General features: G+C 69.3%; 16 protein-coding genes and 1 tRNA gene. 9 read left to right on the top strand and 8 right to left on the bottom strand.

Annotated elements, in window-relative coordinates; all coding sequences use genetic code 11:
* The first annotated feature begins 105 nt into the window (after positions 1 to 105).
* The 5 genes from ACYVJH_RS07760 to ACYVJH_RS07740 are packed head-to-tail and all read left to right on the top strand — an operon-like array spanning position 106 to position 7,417.
* Positions 106 to 1,155 (top strand): efflux RND transporter periplasmic adaptor subunit, encoded by a 1,050-nt coding sequence (locus ACYVJH_RS07760; protein ID WP_460454038.1) that lies wholly within the window; start codon positions 106 to 108, stop codon positions 1,153 to 1,155.
* Positions 1,152 to 4,274 (top strand): efflux RND transporter permease subunit, encoded by a 3,123-nt coding sequence (locus ACYVJH_RS07755; RefSeq protein WP_460454037.1) that lies wholly within the window; start codon positions 1,152 to 1,154, stop codon positions 4,272 to 4,274. The genes ACYVJH_RS07760 and ACYVJH_RS07755 overlap by 4 nt, the downstream gene beginning before the upstream one ends.
* Positions 4,275 to 4,321: 47 nt before the next feature.
* On the top strand, positions 4,322 to 5,224 hold the full coding sequence (locus tag ACYVJH_RS07750; RefSeq protein ID WP_460454036.1) for a TrmH family RNA methyltransferase: 903 nt from the start codon (positions 4,322 to 4,324) through the stop codon (positions 5,222 to 5,224).
* 49 nt (positions 5,225 to 5,273) lie between these two features.
* On the top strand, positions 5,274 to 6,506 hold the full coding sequence (locus ACYVJH_RS07745) for a hypothetical protein (RefSeq protein WP_460454035.1): 1,233 nt from the start codon (positions 5,274 to 5,276) through the stop codon (positions 6,504 to 6,506).
* The gene (locus ACYVJH_RS07740; RefSeq protein WP_460454034.1) at positions 6,506 to 7,417 is read left to right on the top strand and encodes a class I SAM-dependent methyltransferase; all 912 of its coding nucleotides are present in this window, start codon (positions 6,506 to 6,508) and stop codon (positions 7,415 to 7,417) included. The genes ACYVJH_RS07745 and ACYVJH_RS07740 overlap by 1 nt, the downstream gene beginning before the upstream one ends.
* Before the next feature lie 23 nt (positions 7,418 to 7,440).
* Here the strand turns inward: ACYVJH_RS07740 and ACYVJH_RS07735 are convergent, their stop codons facing one another.
* The 4 genes from ACYVJH_RS07735 to ACYVJH_RS07720 all read right to left on the bottom strand — a co-directional run bounded on the left by ACYVJH_RS07735 (position 7,441) and on the right by ACYVJH_RS07720 (position 10,362).
* Entirely contained in the window at positions 7,441 to 8,850 is a 1,410-nt protein-coding gene (locus ACYVJH_RS07735; RefSeq protein ID WP_460454033.1) for a M28 family peptidase, read from the bottom strand.
* 61 nt (positions 8,851 to 8,911) lie between these two features.
* On the bottom strand, positions 8,912 to 9,328 hold the full coding sequence (gene mscL / locus ACYVJH_RS07730) for a large-conductance mechanosensitive channel protein MscL (protein ID WP_229668409.1): 417 nt from the start codon (positions 9,326 to 9,328) through the stop codon (positions 8,912 to 8,914).
* 57 nt (positions 9,329 to 9,385) lie between these two features.
* On the bottom strand, positions 9,386 to 10,075 hold the full coding sequence (locus ACYVJH_RS07725; RefSeq protein ID WP_460454280.1) for a fumarylacetoacetate hydrolase family protein: 690 nt from the start codon (positions 10,073 to 10,075) through the stop codon (positions 9,386 to 9,388).
* Positions 10,076 to 10,092: 17 nt separating this feature from the next.
* A complete protein-coding gene (locus ACYVJH_RS07720) occupies positions 10,093 to 10,362 on the bottom strand; it encodes a hypothetical protein (protein WP_460454032.1) in 270 nt (89 codons plus the stop codon).
* 47 nt (positions 10,363 to 10,409) lie between these two features.
* Between ACYVJH_RS07720 and ACYVJH_RS07715 the strand changes: the two genes are divergently transcribed.
* Positions 10,410 to 10,736, top strand: coding sequence for a Rieske (2Fe-2S) protein (locus ACYVJH_RS07715; RefSeq protein WP_460454031.1), 327 nt, complete (start codon positions 10,410 to 10,412; stop codon positions 10,734 to 10,736).
* Here the strand turns inward: ACYVJH_RS07715 and ACYVJH_RS07710 are convergent.
* From ACYVJH_RS07710 to thiS, 4 genes are all read right to left on the bottom strand, one after another.
* On the bottom strand, positions 10,733 to 12,571 hold the full coding sequence (locus ACYVJH_RS07710; RefSeq protein WP_460454030.1) for an SLC13 family permease: 1,839 nt from the start codon (positions 12,569 to 12,571) through the stop codon (positions 10,733 to 10,735). The genes ACYVJH_RS07715 and ACYVJH_RS07710 overlap by 4 nt on opposite strands.
* A 15-nt stretch (positions 12,572 to 12,586) precedes the next feature.
* The gene (trmB, locus tag ACYVJH_RS07705) at positions 12,587 to 13,300 is read right to left on the bottom strand and encodes a tRNA (guanosine(46)-N7)-methyltransferase TrmB (RefSeq protein WP_460454029.1); all 714 of its coding nucleotides are present in this window, start codon (positions 13,298 to 13,300) and stop codon (positions 12,587 to 12,589) included.
* Between the two features lie 13 nt (positions 13,301 to 13,313).
* The gene (locus ACYVJH_RS07700; RefSeq protein ID WP_460454028.1) at positions 13,314 to 14,117 is read right to left on the bottom strand and encodes a thiazole synthase; all 804 of its coding nucleotides are present in this window, start codon (positions 14,115 to 14,117) and stop codon (positions 13,314 to 13,316) included.
* A gap of 66 nt (positions 14,118 to 14,183) precedes the next feature.
* Positions 14,184 to 14,384 carry a sulfur carrier protein ThiS gene (gene thiS, locus ACYVJH_RS07695; RefSeq protein WP_460454027.1) on the bottom strand — a complete coding sequence of 67 codons (201 nt, stop codon included), beginning with the start codon at positions 14,382 to 14,384 and terminating at the stop codon, positions 14,184 to 14,186.
* 66 nt (positions 14,385 to 14,450) lie between these two features.
* On the opposite strand from thiS, the gene ACYVJH_RS07690 reads away from it, so the two are divergent.
* From ACYVJH_RS07690 to rimK, 3 genes are all read left to right on the top strand, one after another.
* A tRNA-Gly gene (locus ACYVJH_RS07690) sits at positions 14,451 to 14,524 on the top strand.
* Between the two features lie 46 nt (positions 14,525 to 14,570).
* Positions 14,571 to 15,017, top strand: coding sequence for an ATP-dependent zinc protease family protein (locus ACYVJH_RS07685; RefSeq protein ID WP_460454026.1), 447 nt, complete (start codon positions 14,571 to 14,573; stop codon positions 15,015 to 15,017).
* Entirely contained in the window at positions 15,014 to 15,937 is a 924-nt protein-coding gene (rimK, locus tag ACYVJH_RS07680; protein WP_460454025.1) for a 30S ribosomal protein S6--L-glutamate ligase, read from the top strand. The genes ACYVJH_RS07685 and rimK overlap by 4 nt, the downstream gene beginning before the upstream one ends.
* Positions 15,938 to 16,145: the final 208 nt, after the last annotated feature.

Raw genomic sequence — 16,145 nt, 5'->3', positions numbered from 1 at the left:
CGGCCCCGTGCCGGCGTTTTTTTTCCGGCATCATCGCGCCGCCTGCACGCCGGCTTGCCAGCGCGACCGTACAATCGGGCCCTCAAAAAAGGACACCGCCCCGCCATGACGTCTGGCCGATCTTCCCTGCGCGCCCTGTTCGTTTTCCTGCCGCTGCTGGCCCTGCTGGCGGCTTGCGGCGAGGCGGAGGTGGGTGGTCGCACTTCGACGCCGGCCACCGTGACCGCGATGGAGGTGCAGGCCAAACCCTGGCGCGACACCATCCAGGCCCTGGGCACGGCGCGGGCCAACGAATCGCTGATGGTCACGGCCAAGGTGACCGAAACCGTGGTGCGCGTGAACTTCGAGGACGGCGAACTGGTCGAGGCCGGCGACGTGCTGGTGGACTTGTCCGGCCGCGCCGAAGTGGCGGGCCTGGAAGAAGCTGCGGCGGAGTACCGCGAGTCGCAGAAGCAGTACCAGCGCCAGCAGCAGCTGGCCGCGCAGAAACTCATCCCGGCCGGGCAGCTCGACACCCAGCGCGCCGCCATGGAGTCCGCACGTGCCCGCCTGGACGCCACCCGGGCCCGCCTGGCCGACCGCGTGATCACCGCGCCCTTCGCCGGCGTGCTCGGTTTCCGCCAGGTAAGCCCCGGCACCCTGGTGACGCCCGGCACGACCATCGCGAGCCTCGACGACGTGTCGGTGATAAAGCTCGACTTCTCGGTGCCCGAATCCTTCCTCTCGGCGCTTTCGCCGGGGCAGGCCATCCGCGCCACGAGCGTCGCCTACCCGGATCGCGAGTTCACCGGGGAGGTGGCCACCATCGATTCCCGCGTGGACCCGGTGTCGCGCGCGGTCACGGTGCGCGCCGACCTGCCCAATCCCGATCGCCTGCTGCGCCCCGGCATGCTGCTCACCGTCGAGGTCTTCCAGCCCGAACGGCAGGCGCTGGTGGTGCCGGAAATCGCCGTCATCCAGGTCTCGCGCACCGCCCACGTGTTCCGGGTCAAGCCGGACAACACCGTGGAGCAGGCGGACGTGGCGCTGGGCCAGCGCCGTCGCGGCGAGGTGGAGATCCTCGATGGCCTTTCGGCCGGCGACAGGATCGTCGTCGACGGCACGGTGAAGCTGCGTGACGGCAGCGCCATCAGCGACGTGACGCCGGCGCCATGATCCTCTCCGACGTATCCATCAAGCGGCCGGTCTTCGCGGCCGTGATGAGCCTGCTGCTGGTGGTCCTTGGCCTGATCGCCTTCACCCGGCTGACGCTGCGCGAGCTGCCCAACATCGACCCGCCGATCGTGTCGGTGGAGGTCGGTTACCCGGGCGCGTCGGCCGCCGTGGTCGAAACCCGCATCACCCAGATCCTGGAAGACGCCGTCGCCGGCATCGAGGGCATCGAGACCATCGAGTCGCGCAGCCGCAACGGCGAGGCCGACGTCACCCTCGAGTTCTCGCTCAACCGCGACATCGAAGCGGCCGCGAACGACGTGCGCGACGCCATCAGCCGGGTCGGCGACCGCCTGCCGCCCGAAGCCGACCCGCCCGAGATCGAGAAGGTCGAGGCCGACGCCGACGTCATCCTGTGGCTGAACATGAATTCCGAGAAGCTCGACACGCTCGAGCTCAGCGACTACGCCGAACGTTATATCGTCGACCGGCTGTCGAGCATCGATGGCGTCGCCCAGGTGCGGGTGGGTGGCCGCCAGCGTTATTCGATGCGCATCTGGCTCGACCGCGAGGCCCTGGCGGCGCGCAGCCTGACCGTGAACGACGTCGAGAACGCGCTGCGCCGCGAGAACGTCGAGCTTCCCGCCGGCAGCATCGAATCCCGGGACCGCGACTTCACCCTGCGCGTGATGCGCGGATACGAAGACCCGGCCGATTTCGCCCGACTTACGCTCGCCAAGGGCGAGGACGGCTACCTGGTGCGGCTGGGCGACGTGGCCCGGGTCGAGCGCGCTTCGTCCGAGCGTCGCGCCTACTTCCGCGGCAACGGCCAGCCCAACGTCGGCCTGGGCGTGATCAAGACGTCCACCGCCAACAGCCTCGACGTCGCCCGCGAGGTCAAGGCGGCCCTGCCGGCCATCCAGGACACGCTGCCCGAGGGCACCGATATCTTCGTCGCCTTCGACAGCACCATCTTCATCGATGCGGCGGTGAACCGCGTCTACTGGACGCTGTTCGAGGCGATCGCGCTGGTGCTGGTGGTGATCTACCTGTTCCTTGGCAGCGTGCGCGCGGCGATCATCCCGGCGGTGACCGTGCCGGTGTGCCTGGTCGCGGCCTTCATCGCGCTGTGGGCCTTTGGTTTTTCGATCAACCTGCTGACCCTGCTGGCGCTGGTGCTGTGCATCGGGCTGGTGGTCGACGACGCCATCGTGGTGCTGGAGAACGTGCAGCGCCGCGCCGACCTGGGCGAGCCGCCCCTGGTGGCCGCGCGTCGTGGCACCCAGCAGGTCGCCTTCGCCGTCATCGCCACCACGGCGGTGCTCGCGGCGGTGTTCCTGCCGATTGGCTTCATGGAAGGCAACACCGGCCGGCTGTTCCGCGAACTGTCGGTGGCCCTGGCCGGCGCGGTCATCATTTCGGCCTTCGTCGCGCTGACGCTGACGCCGATGATGTGTTCGCTGCTGGTGCGCCCGCATTCCGAACCCAGGGGCCTCAACCGCTGGATCCAGGGCCACCTGGACGACCTGGGCAGGGCTTATCGGCGCGCGGTGGAACGTACCGTCGGCAAGCCGCTGCTGTTCGGCCTGGCGCTGCTGGGCACGCTGGGGCTGTCGGCCTTCCTGGCGCAGGTGATCCCGGCCGAGCTGTCGCCGCCGGAGGACCGCGGCGCGTTTTTCGTCAGCGTGTCCGGCCCCGAGGGCGCGGGCTACGACTACACGGTCGAACAGATGCAGGGCCTGGAAGCCATCCTGTTCAAGTACACCGGCGAGGGCCAGCCCATCGATCGCGTGAATACCGCCGTGCCCGGTGGCTGGGGCGCCGGTGGCACCATGCACACCGGGCGGGCGATCGTGCTGCTCAAACCCTGGGACCAGCGCGATCTCGACACCAGCCAGCTGGTCGAGCAGGTGCGCGGCGAGCTGGCTCGGCTGCCCGGCGTCGTCGCCAGGCCGCAGGTGCGCACGGGACTCGTGCGCAGTGGTGGCCAACCGCTGCAGGTGGTGCTTGGCGGGCCGGACTACGTGGAGCTGGCCGAGTGGCGGGATCGCATGCTGGCGCGCATGGAGCAGAACCCGGGTCTGTACGGCGCCGATTCGGACTACAAGGAAACCCAGCCGCAGCTGCGCGTCGAGATCGACCGCGCCCGGGCCGCCGACCTCGGCGTCTCGGTGCAGGAAATCGGCCGCACGCTCGAGACCATGATGGGGTCGCGGCGGGTCACCACCTACGTGGAGGACGGCGAGGAATACGACGTCATCCTGCAGGCCCAGCGCGAGGACCGCGCCTCGCCGGCCGATCTGGACAACCTGTACGTGCGTTCGATCGGGAGCGGCGAACTGGTGCCGCTGTCGAACCTGGTGAGCCTGACCGAACTGGCCGAGCCGGGCGAATTCAACCGCTTCAACCGCCTGCGCGCGATCAGCCTCTCCGCCGGCCTGGCCCCGGGTTACACCCTGGGCGAAGCCCTGGAATGGGTGCGCCAGACCGCCGATGAAGAACTGCCCGACCGTGCCCAGCTCGACTACAAGGGCGAGTCGCGCGAATACCAGCGCGCCGGCGGCGCGGTCATCTTCACCTTCGCGATGGCGCTGCTGGTGGTGTACCTGGTGCTGGCGGCGCAGTTCGAAAGTTTCCTGCACCCGGTGGCGATCATGCTGACCGTGCCACTGGCGGTGCTGGGCGCGCTGCTGGGGCTGTGGGTGTTCGGCAGCTCGCTCAACCTGTTCAGCCAGATCGGCATCGTCATGCTGGTCGGCCTGGCGGCCAAGAACGGCATCCTGATCGTCGAGTTCGCCAACCAGCTGCGTGACGAAGGCCTGGCCGTGCGCGACGCCATCGTCGAGGCGGCGGCCGTGCGCATGCGGCCGATCCTGATGACCTCGATCGCGACGATGATGGGCGCGGTGCCTTTGGTGGTGGCCGGCGGCCCGGGTTCCGCCAGTCGCGCGACCATCGGCATCGTCATCATCTCGGGCGTGGCGTTCTCGACCCTGCTGTCGCTGTTCGTGGTGCCGGCCTTCTACACCCTCCTGGCCCCGCACACGCGCTCCCCGGAAGCCGTGGCGCGCAGGCTCGAAAAGCTCGAGCGCGAAACCCCGGCCGTCGGCGGCCACGCCTGACGCGGGCCGGGCGGCCCTTCGCCCGGCCCGTCCGTTAGACTGCTGCCATGAACGACACCCGACCCCCGGCCGGCCGCGGCCCCTACCGCGGCCCGCCCTCCCAGCCGCGCGACAAGCGCGAGCGCCAGCGCGACCGCGAAGCCACCGCGTCGCGGCCATCGGCCCCGCGCCCGTCCGCGCCGCGTCCCGAGTCGGCCGAGCCGGCCACGCCGCGCGGCCCGCGCGAGCAGAGGCTGTACGGCCTCAATGCCTGCCTGGCGATGTTCGCGCGCCGCCCCGGCGACCTGCGCAAGGTCTGGCTGCTCGAATCGCGCATCCACAGGCTCAAGGACGTGCTGGCCTACTGCGTCCAGAACCGCCTCGGCTACACCGTGGTCGGCGACGAAGACCTGCAGAAGCTGGCCGCCAGCAGCCACCACGAAGGCGTGGTGTTCGGCGCCATGCCGGCGCCCGAGCTGTCGCTGTCGGGCTGGCTGCGCGAGCTGCCGCCGGGTCCGCAGGTGGCCCTGTGGCTCGACGGCGTCGGCAATCCGCACAACCTCGGCGCGATCCTGCGTTCGGCCGCGCATTTCGGCGTGGCCGGCCTGTTGCTGCCCAAGGACTCCGCGCTGGCGCTGTCCGGGGCGGCGGCGAGGGTGGCCGAAGGCGGCGCCGAAATCGTCCCGCTGGTGCGCCTTGGCCGGGCCGACAACAGCCTGGCCCAGCTAACGTCGGCGGGTTTCGTGGCCGCCGCCACCGTGGTCCGCGGCGGTCAGGCGCTGCACGCCGCGGCCCTGCCGGAACGCCTGCTGCTGGTGATGGGCGCCGAACAGACCGGCGTCGACCCCTTCCTTACGGACGCGGCGACGCTGCGGCTGGCGATCCCGGGCACCGGTGCGGTGGAAAGCCTCAACGTGGCTTCGGCCACCAGCGTGTTCCTGGCCGAATGGTGGCGCCAGCAGCGGGCATGAACCGGAAATTCAGCCCGGCGGCGGCATAATTCAACGGATGGACATCCCAATGCGGCTTCCCAACCTGCTGCGCGGCCTGGCCCTGGCCCTGCTGCTGCTCCCGAGCCTGGCCCTGGCCGAACGCACCGAATACGGCCTCGACTACCTGGTGCGCTTCCTGCCCGACAAGGGCCAGGCCGAAGTGAGCATCCGCCTGACTCCCGGTACCGGCGAAGTCCGGCGCCTGCGCATGCGCATGCCGGAGGACCGTTATTCGAACGTGCGCGGCGACGGCGAGGTCAGCCGCAAGGGCGACATGGTGACCTGGGTGCCGCCGCGCGGGCAGCCGGCGCGGCTGCGATTCCTGCACACGGTCAACCACCAGCGCCGCAATGACGGTTACGACGCCCGCATGACCGCCGACTGGGTCATCCTGCGCGGCGACGACCTGGTGCCGCCGGCGGCGGTGCTTGCGACCAAGGGCGCAGACTCGCGCGCACGACTGCGTTTCCAGCTGCCCAAGGGATGGTCCAACGTGGACACGCCTTTCAAGCTGAGCCGCGATCGCAAGTCCTATGTCGTGGTCAATCCCGAGCGCAACTTCGACCGTCCGACCGGCTGGATCATCGCCGGCGACGTCGGCACCCGCCGCGAACAGTTCGACAACATCGAGGTCAGCGTTGCCGGCCCCAAGGGCGACGAGGTACGGCGCAACGACATGCTGGCCTTCTTCAACGTACTGGTGCCCGAGTTCGAGCAGCTTTACGGCGAGCTGCCGATCAAGGTGCTGATCGTCAGCGCCGGCGATCCGATGTGGCGGGGCGGCCTTTCGGGCCCGCGGTCATTGTTCCTGCACGCCGACCGGCCGCTGATCAGCGAGAACGGAACCAGCACCCTGGTGCACGAGCTCAGCCACGTCTTCACCCGCCTGCGCGGTGCCGACGGCGACGACTGGATCACCGAAGCGGTGGCCGAGTATTACTCGATCGAACTGCTGCGCCGCGCCGGCCTGCTCAGCCAGGGCCGCGCGGACAAGGCCCAGGCGTGGATGGCCAACCACGGCCAGGACGTGGACTCGCTGACCTCGAACCGGTCCCGTGGGCCGCGTACCGCCCGCGGCGTCGCGCTTCTGCGGGAACTCGACGCCGAGATCCGCAAGGCCACCGCCGGCAAGCGCCGCCTCGACGACGTGGTCCGCCATCTGCTCACGCTGCGCGAGGTGTCGCGCGAAGACCTGCGCGAGCAGGCCGAAATCGTGATGGGCCGCCCCTCCCGGGTGCTCCAGTCTCCATTGCTCGACTGATGCGCGGCTGGCTGCGACGCAAACTGCGTGCACCGTGGCTTCCGGTGTCCGACGGCGTGTTCGCCCCGCCGCAGGCCAGCGCGTATTCGGGCCTGGAGGATTGGCGTGCGGTGGCCGGAAGCGAGCGCGAACGGGCCCAACAGCAGATCACTGGCCAGGTGGGGGCCGCCGCCGGCGCCGATGGCTGGTCGGGCTGGTGTGGCCTGTGTCGCGTTCCCGTGGTGTTTTCGCTGCCGTCCGCGGCATCGGGCCAGGTACCGAACCTGCGGGAGGAAATGACCTGCCCGCGCTGCCGGCTGATTGCCCGCAACCGCGCCGCGTTCGCCTTGCTCCTTGACGGGCTGGACCCTGCCCAGGCGCAGGTGTACCTGACCGAACAGGCGTCCGTGGCCTACGTCTGGCTGCAGGCACTGTGCCCCGGCCTGATCGGCAGCGAATTCGGACTGGACGCGGCCAAACGTGCCCGCCTGCAGGGCTGGTACGCCAGCATGGGCGGGCGGGGCGAACTGGCGGAACGGGACGTCACCCGGCTCGACCTTGCCGATGCCGGCCTCGACGCCATCGGCAGCTTCGACGTCCTCGAGCACGTGCCCGATTACCCGGCGGCACTGCGCGAGTTCGCCCGTTGCCTGCGGCCCGGCGGCCGGCTGGTGCTGACCGCCCCGTTCATCGAGTCCGCGGCCGGCAGCGTGCTGCGTGCCCGCATTCGCGAGGACGGCTCGATCGAACACCTGCTGCCGCCGGAAATCCACGGTGACCCGGTGTCCGGCGGCGTGCTGTGTTTCCACCACTTCGGCTGGGACCTGCTGCAGGCCTGCCTGGACGCCGGCTTCCGGCGTGCGCAGTGGGTGCGGACCTGGTCGTCGCGCGAAGGCCTATTCGGGCTGTGGACCCTTGTCGCCCACCGCTGATCGCGGCGGCCGGGCGCCCGGCTTCAGTTTTCCTTCTTGACCGGCAAGCTGCCGAAGTCCACCTCGGATTCCGCCGCCAGGTAGGCCAGCACGGCATACGCCGCGACCTGCTGGTCCAGGGCGCGCGGGTCGATCTTGTCCAGGGTGTCGTTGGCGGTGTGGTGGTAGTCGAAATAATCGATGCCGTCCTGCGCCAGCTGCGCCCAGGGCGCGCCCTTGGCGACGATCGGGCCAACGTCGGGGCCCGGGCTGCCGCCGCGTTCGGTGGTGATGCCCAGCGGGGCCAGGACCTGGCCGATCTGTTCGATCACGGGCCAGGCGGCCGGGTCGACGCCGGCGCGCAGCGCATAGATGCGGCCGGCCCCGAAGTCGCTTTCCGCGCCCAGCTGGTGGTCATCTATTTCGCCTGCGGCGGCGCGCGCTTCGGCGTAGGCCTTGCCGCCGTAGAGGCCCTGTTCTTCGTTGGCGTAGGCGATCACGCGCACGGTGCGGCGCGGTGCACGCTCAAGCTGGCCGATCAGCGCACCGGCGGCGAAAGTGATGCCGATGCCGGCGCCATCGTCTATCGCGCCGGTGCCCAGGTCCCAGGAATCGAGATGGCCACCGATGGTCACGACCTCGCCCGGCAATTCGCGGCCGCGGATCTCGCCGATGACATTGTGCGAGGTGTAGCTGGCCCGCATTTCGGCGCCGATATCCAGGCGCAGGCGCACCGGCTTGCCGCGCGCGACCATGTGTTCGATCAGGTCGGCGTCGGGATTGGACAGCGCGGCGGCCGGGATGCGCGGCACGTCGGCCACGTAACGCATGGCGCCGGTGTGGGCGAATCGGTCGGAACTGGTGCCGATCGACCGGATGAGAATCGCGATGGCGCCCTTGCGTGCCGCCTCGACGGCACCATTGCTGCGTGCGCCGACGGCGGGGCTGTAACCGCGTCCGTCCTTGAAGCGCACCATGCGGTTGGTGATGACCGCGATCTTGCCCTCGAGGCTGCCCTCGGGCGCCGCCTTGAGCGCGTCGAGGTTGGCGAAGGCGACGACCTCGGCCTCGATCGGCGCGTCCCCGGTGCCGACGCTGCCGCCCAGGGCGGTGACGACCAGTGGCTGCGGATAGGGTGCCAGTACCTCGGCACGCTCATGGTGGCGAAGCCAGACCGGGAAGCTCACGGGCTCGAGGTAGACCTTGTCGAAACCCATGGCCTGCATCCTGGCCTTTGCCCACTGCACCGCCTTGGCGTCGGCAGGCGTGCCGGCCATCCGGGGGCCGACCTCGGTCGTCAGCGACTCCACGACGTTCCAGGCCTCGCTGCCGCGCATCGCGCGTTCGCGCAGACCCTCGGCCGCGGCGATGTCGCCGGCATCGAGGCCGGTGCCGGCGAAGGCCGGCGCGGTGGCCAGCAGGGACAGGGCGAGCAGGGTACGGGCAGGGTGCATCCGGTGTCTCCAGCAAGGCGACGCCGGCCCGGAGGCCGGCGTCGGTGTGAAACGTTCGCTATCAGCGCGACTTCAGGCTGTCGCGGATCTCGGTGAGCAACTTAACTTCCTCACTGGGCGCGGGCGGCGGCTCGGGCGAGGCCGCTTCCTTGCGCTTGAGCGAGTTCATCACCTTCACGGCCACGAAGATCGCCAGGGCGATGATCACGAAGTCCACCACGGTCTGGATGAAGGCGCCGTATTTGACCAGCACGGCCGGTATCTCCGTGCCAGCGGCGTCCACGGTGGCGGCCTTGAGCTCGATGGCCAGGTCGCCGAAATCAACGCCGCCGATGGCGTATCCCAGGGCTGGCATGACGATGTCGTTTACCAGCGACGTGACGATCTTGCCGAATGCGGCGCCGATCACCACGCCGACCGCCAGGTCGACGACATTGCCGCGCAGCGCGAATTCCTTGAATTCCTTGGCCATTCCCATGTGTTTGCTCCGGTCGGTGGTTGCTGGTCCGACCGAGAATTTACACCGGACGGCGGATCAGGTGATACGACCTTCCAGCGTCACCAGGCCTTCGATGCCCGCGCGGAAAGAATCGCCGTGCTGCAGCGCCGCGACGCCCGCGGGCGTGCCCATGAAGACCAGGTCGCCGGCCTTGAGCGCGTACAGCTTCGAAAGTTCGTTGATCACCTCGGCGACGCTGAAGACCATGCTTGCCAGCGTGGCCTGCTGGCGACGCTCGCCGTTGACGTCCAGCCACAGCAGGCGCTGGTCGAGGTCGCCTGCCTCGCCCGCGGGCACCAGTTCGCTGGCCGGCGCGGAGTGGTCGAAACCCTTGGCGGTGTCCCAGGGCAGGCCCTTGGCCTTGGCGCGCGCCTGCAGGTCGCGGCGGGTCAGGTCGAGGCCGACGCCGTAGCCGAACACCAGGGCCATCGCGCCGTCCACCGCCACGACGCCCTTGGCATCGTCGCCCAGCGCCACCACCAGCTCGACTTCATGGTGCAGGTCCGAGGTGGCGGACGGGTAGGGCACGTCGCCGCCGCCGGCGACGATGGCGTCGGCAGGTTTATGGAAAAACACCGGATTGCCGCGATCGACGCTGGCGCCCATTTCCGCGGCATGGTCGGCGAAGTTGCGGCCGACGCAATAGATGCGGCGCACGGGAAAAGCGCCGCCGCCGCGCACGGGCAGCAGGGTCGGGGCGGGCAGGGGAATGACGGTTCCGGGCAGGGCCACGCGTTGCCGGATCAGCGCAGGTGAAGCGGCGAATGCGGGTCGCGTACGCGGGTGTACTCGCCTTCGATCACGTCGGCAGGCGCGGCGGCGGCCGGGCGACGCGTGGCGCCGAACAGCCGGCGGGCGCCGGCGAACAGCAGCATGCCCAGGCCAATGACCAGACCGAATCCGACCAGCACCAACAGCAGCGCCAGGCCCAACAGGCCGACGAGCACCTTGAGCAGCGGGTTGCGCGGCTTCGAGGGGCAGTAGCTGAACATGCGATGGAAGAAGAAGGTCATGCGTCGCCGTGGCAAACTCGGGGACGGGAAGTATGGCGAGGCGCCGCGTGGAAAGTGTAAGTGGTTCGTTAATCGAACTGACCGACTGGCCCCCCGAGGGCCTGTCCGAAACCGAGGCCGAGCTTGACGGAGAGCGGCTGTCGCTGGTGCTGCTGCGCCAGGGCGGGGCCCTTAAGGCCTGGCTGAACGTGTGTCCCCACGCCGGGCGCCGGCTGGACTGGGCGCCGGGCAGGTTCCTGGTCGACAAGGGGCGGCTGGTCTGCGCCGCGCACGGCGCCAGCTTCGAGCTTGAACACGGCGAGTGCGTGGCGGGTCCCTGCAAGGGGGCCTCGCTGGTGCCGGTGCGCGTGGCCGTGGCCGGCGCCGCGGGCTAGAACATCAGGTTCACCACCAGCAGCACGATCGCCAGGTAAACCAGCGTGAGCGGCGCACCGGTGCGCCACAGGTCCTTGGCGCGGTAGCCGGCCGGGCCGGACACCATGGCCAGCACCGGGTTGGAGACGCTGAGGAAATTGTTCGACGCCGACAGCGCCACGACCAGCGCGAACGCCATCGGGTTGCCGCCGGCGGCCAGGGCCACGTTGATCGCCATGGGCACCACCACGACGGTGGCGCCGACGTTGCCGATGACAAGTGCAAACGCAGTGGCGAGCAGGCCGAAGGCCGCCTCGAGCACCCAGATCGGCACGTCGCTGCCGATGCGTTCAAGCACCTGCTGGGCAATCCAGCCGGCGGCGCCGGTGGAGTCCATGGCCCAGCCCAGCGGGATCAGGCAGGCCATCAGGAAGACGGTTTTCCAGTTCACCGCCGCGTAGGCCTCGTCCATGTTCAACACGCCGACCAGCATCATCGCGGCGGCGCCGGCCATCAGCGCGATCGGCACCGGCACCAGCGTGGACAGCGCCAGCGCCATCGCGCCGACGAACACCGTGAGCGCCCACCAAAGTTTTTGCGGCCGCTGTTCGCCCTTGGGGTAGTCGGTGACGACGACGAAGTCGCGGCTCTCGCTGGCCTGGGCCAGGTCGGTCCAGATGCTGTGGAAGACCAGCATGTCGCCGGCCTTGAACGACATCTTGCGGATGTCCTCGCGCCAGACCTGGCCGTCGCGGTTGATCGCGAGCAGGCTTATGCCGAACCGCTTGCGCAGCTGCAGCTGCGACTGCGACTTGCCCAGGAAGCTCGAGGTCGGCGGGATCACGGCCTCGGAAATGCCCGACCGGCTGGGATTGAACAGGTCGGCGAAATGCCGCAGTCGGGCCGACATGCGCAGCAGGTTCTTTTGCGCATAGTCCTGGATGGCTTCGCGCGGGCCCATCACGCCGAGCACGCTGCCGACCCAGATCATCTGGTCGGCCGGCGGCGCCAGGCGGGCTTCGTTGCCGCTGAGCAGGGCCAGCAGCAGCGGCGCGTCGCGCTGGGCCTCGGCTTCGCCCACGCTCATGCCCACCAGCGGGCTTTCGGCGGTGACCGTGAGTTCGTAGACATCACCCTCGATGCCGTAGGCGCGGGCGAAATAACTCTGCGTGCGGCTGGGCGCCACGCCCTTGTCCTCGGCCTTGGCGAACCAGCGCTGGCCCAGCCAGCGCCAGTAGCCCAGCCCGACCAGCAGCAGCGCCAGGCCGACCGGCAAGGGCGCGAACATTTCCAGTGGCTCGAGCGTGGCCACGCCCGAGGGCAGGTTGCGGTTGGCAGCGACCAGGAGGTCGTTGAGCAGCATCAGCGGCGAGTTGCCGATCATGGTGAGGCCGCCGCCCATCACGATGGCGGCCGCCACCGGCAGCAGCAGGCGCGACAGGCTCAGTCCGGTACGTCCCGACAGGCGCGAGACCACCGGCAGGAACAGCGCCATCACCGACGGGTTCTGCATGAAGCCCGACATCAGGCCGGCCAGCGCGGAGGTCAGCAGGATAAGCCGCTCCTCCATGCCCTTGGAGACGCGCAGCAGCCACACGGCCACGCGGTTGAGCGCGCCGGTGCGGTCCAGGCCGGCGCCCAGGATCATGGTGGCGATGACGGCGATGACGGCGTTGCCCGAAAAGCCGTCGAAGAGCTGGTTGGCCGGCACCAGGCCGGTGAGCCCCAGCAGCACCAGCACCACCAGCGCGGTGGCGTCGGCGCGGATGCGCTCGATCATGAACATCACGATGGTGAAGCCGACCAGCCCCAGCACGAGCATCATGTCGCGGGTCAGGGTCAGGCTGGTGTCCATGCGTTGGCGGCGTCCTCAGGTGCGGTCGTAGAGCAGGTCCCAGACGCCGTGGCCCAGCTTCAGGCCGCGGGTCTCGAAGTGCGTCTGCCGCCGCCAGTCGGGCCGGGGCGCCGCGCCGCGCGGTCCGGCGCGGTTGCGCAGGCGCGGTTCGGCGTCGAGCACGTCCCACATGTGTTCGGCGTAGTTTTCCCAGTCGGTGGCCAGGTGCAGCAGGCCGCCGGGCTTGAGCCGCTGGCAGAGCAGGTCCACGAACGCCGGCTGCACCAGCCGCCGCTTGTGGTGCCGCTTCTTGTGCCAGGGGTCGGGAAAGTAGATGCGCACCTCGTCCAGGGAGCCGGGCGCCACGTCGTCGCGCAGGACTTCGACGGCGTCATGCTGGTAGACACGCAGGTTGTTCAGGCCAGCGGCCGCGGCGGCGTTGAGCAGGCGGCCGACGCCGGGCCCGTGCACCTCGATGCCGATGAAGTCCCGGCCGGCCTCGCGTTCGCAGGAAAACAGCAGCTGCTCGCCGTTGCCGAAACCGATCTCGAGCACGCGCTCCGCCTTGCGGCCGAAGACCTGGTCGAAGTCGCGGGGCGTGCCGGTGTGTTCCAGGCCGTAGGCCGGCCAGTGCAGTTCGAAGGCGCGCTTCTGGGCCTCGGTCTGGCGACCCTGGCGCAGCACGAAGCTGCGGATGGGGCGGTGCCGATCGGGCTGATCCGGTGTGCCTTCGTCATTCGTGCCGGTCATGCCCTGGTCCACCTCAGAGGAAGTGCCCGTCCAGGGGCGAGGAGGCGCTGGCGTTGCGCTTCTTCGGGATCCGCCCGGCCAGGAAGGCCTCGCGTCCGGCTTCGACCGCCTTGCGCATCGCGCTGGCCATCAGCACCGGATCCTTCGCGCCGGCGATGGCGGTGTTCATCAGCACGCCGTCGCAGCCCAGCTCCATGGCGATGGCCGCGTCCGAGGCAGTGCCGACGCCGGCATCCACCAGCACGGGCACCTTGGCGTTCTCGACGATTTCCAGGATCGACCAGCGGTTCTGCACGCCCAGGCCCGAACCGATCGGCGCAGCCAGCGGCATCACCGCGACGCAGCCGATCTCTTCCAGGCGCTTGGCCAGGATCGGGTCGTCGGAGGTGTAGACCATGACGTCGAAGCCGTCGGCCACCAGGATTTCGGCGGCGGCCAGGGTCTGCACGACGTCGGGGTAGAGGGTTTTCGGGTCGCCCAGGACCTCGAGCTTCACCAGCTTGTGGCCGTCGAGCAGTTCGCGCGCCAGGCGGCAGGTGCGCACGGCGTCGTCGGCGGTGTAGCAGCCGGCGGTGTTGGGCAGGAGGGTGTAGCGGTCCGGCGGCAGCACGTCGAGCAGGTTGGGTTCGCCCGGGTTCTGGCCGATGTTGCTGCGGCGGATCGCGATGGTGACGATCTGCGCACCCGCGGCCTCGGTGGCCAGGCGGGTCTGTTCCAGGTCGGCGAACTTGCCGGTGCCGGTAAGCAGGCGTGAATGGTAGGTCTTGCCGGCGATCACCAGCGGATCGGCGGGCCGGGAGTCGGGGGCGCGGTTCATGCCCCTGATTATGGCCGCTTTTGCCGGTCGGGTTAACCCTTTTTTAAGAACATATTCAGGGAAATCTCACCCGCCGCCGATGGCGTGGATGATCTCGACCCGGTCGCCTTCCGCCAGCAGGTGCTGGTCGTGCCGGCTGCGCGGCACGACTTCCTGGTTGACCTCGATGGCCACCTTGCGCCCGGCCAGGCCGGTTTGTTCCAGCAGCTGGGCGACGGTGGGCGTGCCGGTGAGTTCGGTGGACTGGCCGTTGAGTTGGATGCGCATGGCGCGATTCTATCGCCGGGCACGCATTGCGGGGGCACCGGGCGCTCGTCATAATCGCGTCCGAACGCGGGTGTAGTTCAATGGTAGAACTGCAGCTTCCCAAGCTGCTAACGTGGGTTCGATTCCCATCACCCGCTCCATTTCGACGGCGGCCTCGTGCCGCCGTTCCGCCCCCCGGAGGACGCCGTGCCGAAAACGCTGCCGCTGGGCTGGCGCGAATGGCTGGCGTTGCCCGACCTGGGCATCACGGCCGTGCGTGCCAAGGTGGATACGGGGGCGCGCAGTTCGTCGCTGCATGTCGATTCGCAGGAAACCTTCGACCGCGATGGCGTCGAATGGGTGCGATTCGAGCTCGATACCGGCCGCTACCACGCCCCGCATGCCTACGGCGAAGCGCCGGTGCTGGCGCGCCGCAAGGTCACCGACTCCGGCGGCCACCGCACCGAACGCATCTTCATCCGGACCCGGATGCGCCTGGCCGGCCTTGAGTGGCTGGCCGAAGTGAACCTGGCCCAGCGCCGCAACATGCTCTTCCCGATGCTGCTGGGCCGCACCGCGCTGGCCGGCCGCTTCGTGGTGGACCCCGCCGCCTCCTTCCTTCAGGGCGAGCACGCCCCGGTGCCGACCAAGTGAAACTCGCCATCCTTTCGCGCAATGCCAAGCTCTACTCGACCCAGCGCCTGGTCGAGGCCGCCCGCGAGCGCGGCCACGTGGTGCGCACGCTCGATCCGCTGCGCTGTTACATGTCGATCGCGCCCGGGCGTTTCCAGATGCGCTACAAGGGCAAGGAACTGGCCGGCATCAACGCGGTGGTGCCGCGCATTGGTGCGTCGGTCAGTTTTTATGGCACGGCCGTGCTCCGGCAGTTCGAGCTGATGGGCGCTTACAGCCCGAATCCCTCCGATGCGATCCTGCGCGCGCGCGACAAGCTGCGCTGCCACCAGATGCTGGCCGGCGAGGGCCTGGGGCTGCCGCTTACGGTGTTTGGCGACAACCCCGACGACACCACCGACCTGCTGGGCATGCTGGGCAAGCCCCCGCACGTGATCAAGCTCAACGAAGGCACCCAGGGCAACGGGGTGATCCTGGCCGAGACGGCCAGCGCCTCGCGCGGCGTCATCGAAGCCTTTCGTGGCCTGTACGCCAACTTCCTCGTGCAGGAGTTCGTGGCCGAGGCCAAGGGCGCCGACCTGCGCTGTTTCGTGGTGGGCGACCGGGTGGTCGCCGCCATGCGCCGCCAGGCCGGGGAGGGCGAATTCCGGTCCAACCTGCACCGGGGCGGCAGCGCCAGCCCGGTCGAGCTGAGCCCGCCGGAAATCGACACCGCCCTGCGGGCAGCCCGGGTCATGGGGCTCGGTGTTGCAGGCGTGGACCTTCTGAGGTCGAAATCCGGCCCATTGGTGCTTGAGGTGAACTCATCGCCGGGCCTGGAGGGCATCGAAGGGGCCTCCGGCGTGGACGTGGCCGGCGCAATCATCGACTTCACGGTGGCCGGGGTCGGGACCCCGGTGAGGGCCCCCCGCCGGCGGGCCCGGGGATTAACCAAAGGCTGAAGCAGATTTAACGCGGCCTTAATACCTTCGCGCCTAGGCTTGCTCGGCCAGTAACCCAGTGGTCCTCCTCGTCAGAGTGGTTTCCATGGATTACGGCAATCGGGGCAGTAAGCAACCTTTCGGCCCGGGTCAGTCGCCAAGGCGCCTCCCGGGCCTTTCTTTGTCCGGCTGGCAGGACCTCCGGCCTGTTTACACAGCCTTGACGTGT

The sequence above is a fragment of the Arenimonas aestuarii genome, assembly GCF_054781715.1.
Note: the sequence above shows the minus strand (reverse complement) of the source record. Positions and strands in the feature narration are given on the sequence as shown.